Below are 1,378 nucleotides of genomic sequence, written 5' to 3'. Positions count from 1 at the left end.
TCTTAAGAATACTCAAAATGTTCAATTATTTTATTTTTTGCATAAAAAAAGTCCTTTATAATGGATAAGTCAGGTGGTAATCCCGTCCAAATCCAATAATAAAGGAACATACGCATGGATAAGATTACACGAAAAACTTCATTTGGACAATGGTTTTCACCAATAAATCTTGAATTATTTGATGAACAAGTGAAAACATTGAAATTAGATTTCTATACAAAGAAACTTACGACGGAATCATTTTTAAAATTATTACTCTACGCACAGCTCGAAGAAGTTGAAAGTCTTCATGCGTTGAGTGATTGTCTTTTCAATGACCAGCTTCAAAAAGGAATCAACCTTGATTCGATCAGTATTTCTCAGCTATCACGACGATTAAATGGCATGAATCCAGATTTATTTCAAAGGCTTTTCCTGGATTTAGTTGCACAAATTCATGCCAAAACACACTACACCAAACTAGTCATGCCGTTAAAAATCATTGATTCAAGCACATTGCCACTCAATTTGACCAATCATAAGTGGGCACAATTCCGAAAAACAAAAGCCGGGGTAAAGCTACATTTGCGCCTTGTGTTTATGGAAAAAGGGATTTCCTATCCTGAAAAGGCTGTGCTAACAACGGCAAAGGAACATGATCGTGGTCAACTAGAAATCATGGTCGATGACAAGGAATGCATGTATGTGTTTGACCGTGGCTACCTAGACTATGAACGCTTTGACCGTATGACAGATGACGGTTACTTTTTTCTATCTAGACTCCGTAAAAACGCAGTCATACGAGAAGTTTACGATTTTAAACTACCCGAGAATTCGACTGTTCTGTCCGATCAAATGGTGTTGATTGGTACAACTCAAAACCGCACGGAGAACTACTTTCGTCTTCTAAGAGTGATTGATTCAAAAGGAAATGAACTTCAGTTACTGACAAATCGTTTCGATTTGAGTGCCGAAGAAATTTCAGAGATGTATAAATCACGCTGGGCAATTGAGTTGTTTTTCAAATGGATTAAGCAACACCTCAGCATCAAAAAGTTCTACGGTCAAAGTGAATGGGCGATCCACAATCAAGTGTTTATCGCATTAATCGTTTTTTGCCTCCACGTTCTCGTACAACTCGAGACAAGAAGCAAGCGTAAAACCTTACAAATTAGTCGTTATTTAAGAGCTTCTTTGTGGAAGCCGGCATATATTTGGCTTCGGAAAATCGAAGGGAAATCCATTCCTTAATACACAAACTGTCGTCGTCGCAACCGTCTAATTGTAAATATTTTTCCAAATGGATGGAACCACCTTTGATTGGGTATTTACTTTTTTGGCTCTAAACAGGAAGAACTTTAAAACTGAAAATTCAGTCAGTATATATGCAACACTAGTG

1 protein-coding gene is annotated in these 1,378 nt (G+C 37.1%); it reads left to right on the top strand.

The window, feature by feature from the left end:
- The first annotated feature begins 114 nt into the window (after window positions 1-114).
- Window positions 115-1,230: an IS4 family transposase gene (locus PQ474_RS26095; protein WP_273848499.1), complete on the top strand. Its 1,116-nt coding sequence runs from the start codon at window positions 115-117 to the stop codon at window positions 1,228-1,230.
- Window positions 1,231-1,378 lie beyond the last annotated feature (148 nt).

It is taken from the genome of Halalkalibacter alkalisediminis, assembly GCF_028610705.1.
Lineage (GTDB): Bacteria > Bacillota > Bacilli > Bacillales > Bacillaceae_D > Halalkalibacter > Halalkalibacter alkalisediminis.
The sequence above is the reverse complement of the archived record's forward strand: the minus strand, read 5'-3'. Positions and strand labels throughout refer to the sequence as shown.